We start from the raw sequence: 6,254 nt of genomic DNA on the forward strand, positions 1-6,254 counted from the left end.
CATCGCCGCCTCCGCCCCAACCAGGGCACGGTCGCGCCACTCGCTCAGGCGGGCGACGGTGACGTTGAACTCGCGGGCCACGGTCTCCAGCGGCTCACCGCGCAGCAGCCGGGTGACGGCGGCCAGCTTGCGCCGGGCAGAGTTGCGACGCTCTGGCCCGGCACCGCTCGTGGAGGCGCCGGCGTCAGCGTTCTGTGCGCACGCCGGCGCCCCCGCGGGCTCGTCGTTGTGGTTCTGGTCCATCGGTCTGACCTCCGGTTGCGGTGACCTCTACCGCAGTCGGCTGTCTCATCGAACCGTGCCGCACCCCAGGTCAGGCTGCCGAAGAAGCCAGATCCATCTTCATCGCGCCGTCCCTGACAATCCGGCCCATCGTCTCCGGCAGCCAGCCCTCACGCTCGATCCAGTCCAGGCTCCGGCTATCGACGGCAATCTGCAGATCAACACGGGTGTTACACCAACCGCATTTAAGACGGCGGCCAAGCTCGCCAACAGTCGCGGCGCCGGAGCCCATCATGCCGGTCGCAGCCTCTACCCCGATCAGGATGGTGCGAGGGCAGGTGCCGCAGCAACCGGCGAAATAGTGGGTTTCAGCCATTGGCAGATCTCAGCGGAGGCGAACCGTGCCAGTAGGGTCGGGGTTGGGCATGGTGTGCGGGGGGGCAATGTGGGCTTAGGCGAAGGGTTGGGAGGAGCCGGATGGCCCCGGCCTATTCCCGAGATCCGAATGCCGTAACTAGCTCCTGCCGGCGCCTGGCTCTTAGCGTAACACGAAATAGTTTTGCTGTCATAATTTGTGTGCCTCTTTGTTGCTTGTTGCTGGGTTATCTTTTTAGCCATTTTTGGGAACGACAGTGCAATAATGCGGGTATGCATTCACCCATCGAAAACACTGCTGGTCGCCTTCCGAAGGTAGCGCTGCCGTCACGAGCCCCAGCATCCCTGTCCGCTGGACGTGCGCAGCTGCTCCTCGACTTCTTGGCAGGCGCGCTCGCATGGCCGACCGCCGCTACGGTACTCGCTGGCGCTTGGCCTGGCGCGCTCCTGAACCAAGCTGTCCTGCTGCTGCTGCCGCCGGCTGCTTGGATCCTGCTTCTCTTCGCCCTGGGTTTGTACAGGCGCGAGGCACTGGGGAACACGCGCAAGGCGCTAGAACGTGCCACACTTGCGGCAGGAGCGAGCGCGCTGGTGGTGTCCGCTGTGGCCACAATCCTATCGGCATCTGTCGCGCTGCCCATTCCTACCTCGGCCCTCTTCGCCGGAACTACCATCTGCTTCGCTCTTTGCGGCGTGGTTTCGCGTCTCGCCCTCCTTGGCTTGAGGTGGCAAGGGATGCTGCACCGCCGCATCGTCATTGTTGGCTCTGGGCGGCGCGCATGGGATCTAGCCTGGTTGCTGCGGCGTGAGGGCCGCTCACTCCACTACGAGATCGTCTTCGTTCATGATCCGGCCTATGGCGAGCTGGATCCCCGACTGGTGAGTGGAGAGGCGGGGCAGGTTGTGGCCGGCACTGGTGACATCCTGGGTATCGTGGTCGGTTTTGGCGCGGATCAGGTCGTCGTTGCCCCTGACGAGCGGCGAGGGCTCGACATGCGAGCCCTCTTGTCGTGCAAAACAGCCGGCTTCCCGGTCATGGAGTACCTGCAGCTCATCGAGGACGAGATCGGCAGGGTGGATATAAAGCGTATCGAACTGGGCTGGCTGCTCTACTCGAAGGGGTTCAACCTGGGTCTGCTTGACAGGGCGCTGAAGCGTGCCCTCGACATCGCAGTCAGCGCCGCCGTCTTGCTGGCGACCGGCCCTTTCCTGCTGCTCGCCATTGTAGCGGTCAAGATCGACGATCCCGGGCCAGCCTTTTACAGCCAAGCTCGTGTCACGCGCGGCGGCCGGGTGTTCCGGATCGTGAAATTGAGGACGATGCGAGTAGATGCCGAGCGGGCCGGTGCTGTTTGGGCAGCTGAGCGAGACCCCCGTATCACGCGCATTGGCCGCTTTCTCCGGCGCACACGGCTGGACGAATTGCCACAACTTATCAACGTGCTGCGGGGCGACATGTCGTTTGTCGGACCCCGGCCGGAGCGGCCAGAGTTCACAAATGAGCTTGCGGCCAAGCTGCCACTTTATGACGAGCGCCACCTCGTAAAGGCAGGGCTGACTGGCTGGGCACAAGTTAATTATCCATATGGCGCCTCGCTCGACGATGCGCGCTCGAAGCTGAGCTACGACCTTTATTATGTAAAGAATTTCAGCGTGCTGTTCGACCTGATGATTGTCTTGCAAACCTTGAGAGTTGTTCTCTGGCCGGGCGGCGTGCGGTAACGGCCGCCTTGACGCTGCGGCTGTCTGTTTGCGTACAAACGAGAGTGCGCCGCCTGCTTCCTGTCACTTGCGATATCCATCGTCTGCCGGTGATCTGTTGTTCTGTGCGGTAAGCGTCAGTCTACAGCCACGGCTTGACCATTCGGGCTGAGTGTCCATCCGGGAACAAATCGAGGCATCTGAATCGGTTGTGATTGGCTCCGAGCGGCGGGTGCGGGAAGAAGGGCGTCCATGTGGACGCCCGAGAGCCGGCCAAAATACGACCGCAGCAAACTGCGCTACCCGAGCGATCTGACCGACGAGGAATGGTCGATCATCGGTCCGCTGATCCCACTGGCGAAGAGCGGCGGCAACAAACGGACGGTGGACATACGAGCGGTGCTGAACGGGGTGATGTACATCCTGTCCACCGGCTGCCAGTGGGCCGCGCTGCCGAAGGACCTGCCGCCACGCAGCACGGTGAACGACTATCTGCGACGCTGGGACGAGGACCGTACCCATACGCCGAGGGCCGCCTTCCGGCGGATGGGTGAACCTGTCTTCTGATCTTATGGACGCTCGTAAGGGTGTCGCTAAGGACGGAGCGGGTTGGCGACATGGAGATCATCAGCGGGGTTGAGCGCCGACGGCGGTGGCGGGTTGAGGACAAGCTGCGGATCGTGGCGGAGGCTGAGCGCCCAGGGGCCCGCTTTGCGGATGTGGCACGCCGGTACGAGGTGAGCCGGAGCGTGCTGTGGATGTGGCGCAAGCAGGCCCGATCGGGTGCTCTGGTGGCGGAGCAGGCGCCGGTGTTCCTGCCGGTGCAGATCGTGCCGGAGCCGCCGGTGATGTCCGGGTCATCGTCGGCCGTTTCACCTCGTTCACCGGCACTGTGTGGGGCTGGCTCTGACCACGAGGCATCGCAGGTCGAGATCGTGCTGCCGGACGGGACGGCCCTGCGGGTTCCCGAGACGATCGGCGCCCCGGCCCTGCGTCGCCTGCTGTTGGCGCTGCGCAGATGATCCCGGTTCCGACCGGCGTCCGGGTCTGGTTGGCGGTCGGCCATACCGACATGCGGCGCGGCATGAATGGCCTGGCGCTGCAGGTGCAGCAGGCGCTCGGGCGCGATCCCCATGCGGGCGATCTCTACGTGTTTCGCGGCCGCCGCGGCGACCTGGTCAAGATTGTCTGGCACGACGGGCTTGGCATGTCGCTGTACGCCAAGAGGTTGGAACGGGGGCGCTTCATCTGGCCGTCGCCTGCGGATGGCAGTGTGGCGATCTCGGGCGCGCAGCTGGCCTATATGTTGGACGGGATCGACTGGAGGAACCCGCAACGAACATGGCGACCCGAGGTCGCCGGCTAGGCTCCCGCCGCGGCAGTTTTCGGCTTCCTGTCGTGGGTGGAGTGTGATTCGATCTCCACCGTGATGCCCGAGCCGAGCAGCACTGCCGACGACATTGCCGCCCTCCGCGCCGCTCTTGCCGCCGCGGAGCTGGCGCGGCAGGAGGCGGAGGCGCGGGCCACCGGCGCCGAGGCGATGGTGGCGCACCTCAAGCTGCTCATCGCCAAGCTCAAACATGACAGGTTCGGCGCCTCCTCCGAGCGCAGCCGCAAGCTGATCGACCAGCTCGAGCTGGAGCTTGGCGAGTTGGTTGCCGCCGCCAGCGAGGATGCCGCCCGGGCCGAGACCGCTGCAGGCAAGGACAGATCGTCCGCCGGCGCCACGCCGCGCCGTCAGCCTGCCCGGGTGCCCTTGCCGGAGCACCTGCCACGCGAACGCGTGGTGATCCCAGCACCGACGGCCTGCCCCTGCTGTGGCGGCAAGCTCTCCAAGCTGGGCGAGGACATCACCGAGACCCTGGAGGTCGTCCCTCGCCAGTGGCGGGTTATCCAGACCGTGCGCGAGCGCTTCTCCTGCCGCTCATGCGAGACCATCACCCAGCCGCCGGCACCGTTCCACCCCATCGCCCGCGGCAGGGCCGGTCCTCAGCTGCTGGCTATGATCTTGGAGGCCAAGTTCGGGCAGCACCTGCCGCTGAACCGCCTCAGCGAGACCTACGCCCGCGAGGGCATCGAGCTGAGCGTCTCTACCATCGCCGACTGGGTCGGCGCCTGCACCGCCACCCTGGCGCCGCTGACGGCGCTGATCGACGCCCACGTACTGGCCGCCGGGCGGCTGCATGGTGACGACACCACTGTCCCCGTGCTGGCCCGAGGCCGGACGATCACCGGCCGGGTCTGGACCTATGTCCGTGATGACCGACCCTTTGCCGGGCCCGCGCCACCAGCGGCGATGTTCCGCTACTCCCGCGACCGCACCGGCGAGCACCCGCAGCGCCACCTGGCCGGCTACGCGGGCATCCTGCAGGCCGATGCCTATGCCGGGTTCAACGAGCTCTATGCTGCCAACCGCAAGCCCGGCTCGATCACCGAGGCCGCATGCTGGGCCCATGGCCGGCGCAAGCTGTTCAAGCTCGCCGAGGTCGCCCGCGCCCCGCTCGCCGCCGAGGCAGTGCGCCGGATCGACGCGATCTTTGCCGCCGAGCGCGCCATCAATGGCCTGCCTGCCGAGCAGCGCCTGGCCATTCGACAGGCGCAGATCGCGCCCCTCGTTGCCGAGCTCGAGACCTGGATGCGCGAACAGCGCGCCCGCATGTCTCGCCATGCCGAAGTCGGCAAGGCCATGGACTACATGCTGACCCGGTGGGACGCCTTCAGCCGCTTCCTCACCGACGGCAGGATCTGCTTGACAAACAATGCTGCCGAACGCGAGCTGCGCGGCGTGGCGCTTGGCAGAAAGGCCTGGATGTTCGCCGGCAGCGACCGTGGCGGCGAGCGCGCTGCCGCCATGTACTCGCTGGTCGCCACCGCCAAGCTGAACGACGTCGACCCGCGTGCCTGGCTCGCCGACGTGCTGGCCCGCATCGCTGACCACCCGGCATCCCGCTTGCACGAGCTGCTGCCCTGGCATTGGAAGGCAGCGCGCACTACCAAAACAGCCGACGCCGCCTGACCCTCGCCGCGTCAAACCTCATCGCTCAACACCCGCGGCCTTGGCCGGATGGATACGCTGATCCGGGTGGTGCAGGACAACCTGTCGGCCCATACGCCCGGCGCGCTGTACGAGGCCTTTCCGCCCGAGGAGGCCCACCGCATCCTCCGTCGGCTGGAGTTTCACCACACGCCCAAGCACGCCATCTGGCTCAACATGGTCGAGATCGGCGTGTTGCGCGGCCAATGTCTGGACCGGCGCATCGGCGAACGCGAGCAGCTCATCTCCGAGATCGAGGCCTGGGAGCGAGGGCGCAATGCGTCCGGGGCTCGCGTCAAGTGGATGTTCGACACGCAACGCGCTCGGACAAAGCTGCGCCGCTCCTATCCGGTCACCAGCAACCATTCATAATCACTGTGCCGAGGTACTAGGCGGTCGCGTCCGAGCTCGCCGGGCGCCGCGCCCGGCGGGAGCCAAGGTGCTGAAGCGACGATGACAGCGAGAGACCGGTGAGCCGGTGGCGAGAGAGGCCGTTTATCGCAGTGCGCCCCCAAGCGCGTTCACCTGATTGCCCCTCGTTCCGCACAGCTCATCAGGGCCCGCGGCCAGACCGGCAGCATACGAGGCCGAACACATGACCGCACCCGCGCTCTCGGTGCCAGAGTTGCTGATTCGCCTTGACCCGCAGAGGGCATCCACACATGCGATAACCCCTGCTTACCACGGGCAATGGAGCGCGATGGAGCCGCTGGCCATGTGCGGCGCAGTGCTGCGGGCTTGGAAGAAGGTGGGCAAGGGCTAGGCCCGGAGATACCGAGGGTGCAGCACGGCGTGGCTAGGGCCGCGCCTTTCACCCAGCGCAGCTCCTAGCAGGCGATCTGCTCGGGCGTGAATTGGATCGCGGCCTGCAACCCGGCCAGTTTGAAGCGCAGCTCGACGGCACTGCCGCGCCCGAGGTCAT

At 66.0% G+C, this 6,254-nt stretch carries 6 protein-coding genes and 2 pseudogenes; 6 read left to right on the plus strand and 2 right to left on the minus strand.

Annotation, left to right across the window (positions count from 1 at the left end):
* Together EP26_RS39030 and EP26_RS24895 are read right to left on the minus strand one after the other, a co-directional pair.
* A partial coding sequence (locus EP26_RS39030; protein WP_408735120.1) for a helix-turn-helix domain-containing protein occupies positions 1–243 on the minus strand: 243 nt, incomplete at its 3' end.
* 70 nt (positions 244–313) lie between these two features.
* Positions 314–598, minus strand: coding sequence for a hypothetical protein (locus tag EP26_RS24895; RefSeq protein ID WP_043342662.1), 285 nt, complete (start codon positions 596–598; stop codon positions 314–316).
* A gap of 272 nt (positions 599–870) precedes the next feature.
* Between EP26_RS24895 and EP26_RS33645 the strand changes: the two genes are divergently transcribed.
* The 6 genes and pseudogenes from EP26_RS33645 to EP26_RS24925 all read left to right on the plus strand — a co-directional run.
* Complete coding sequence (locus tag EP26_RS33645) at positions 871–2,319, plus strand: TIGR03013 family XrtA/PEP-CTERM system glycosyltransferase (RefSeq protein ID WP_169747480.1); 1,449 nt, start codon at positions 871–873, stop codon at positions 2,317–2,319.
* Between the two features lie 231 nt (positions 2,320–2,550).
* Positions 2,551–2,817: pseudogene (locus tag EP26_RS24905) on the plus strand (transposase); the annotation flags it as partial.
* 98 nt (positions 2,818–2,915) lie between these two features.
* A complete protein-coding gene (tnpA, locus tag EP26_RS24910) occupies positions 2,916–3,320 on the plus strand; it encodes an IS66-like element accessory protein TnpA (protein ID WP_043342664.1) in 405 nt (134 codons plus the stop codon).
* Complete coding sequence (tnpB, locus tag EP26_RS24915) at positions 3,317–3,664, plus strand: IS66 family insertion sequence element accessory protein TnpB (protein ID WP_043342666.1); 348 nt, start codon at positions 3,317–3,319, stop codon at positions 3,662–3,664. Before tnpA ends, tnpB begins: the two co-directional genes overlap by 4 nt.
* Before the next feature lie 63 nt (positions 3,665–3,727).
* Entirely contained in the window at positions 3,728–5,314 is a 1,587-nt protein-coding gene (gene tnpC / locus EP26_RS24920; protein ID WP_043342668.1) for an IS66 family transposase, read from the plus strand.
* A gap of 60 nt (positions 5,315–5,374) precedes the next feature.
* Positions 5,375–5,704, plus strand: a pseudogene (locus EP26_RS24925) (transposase); the annotation flags it as partial.
* Positions 5,705–6,254 lie beyond the last annotated feature (550 nt).

This window comes from Belnapia moabensis DSM 16746 (assembly GCF_000745835.1).
Classification (GTDB): Bacteria; Pseudomonadota; Alphaproteobacteria; order Acetobacterales; family Acetobacteraceae; genus Belnapia; species Belnapia moabensis.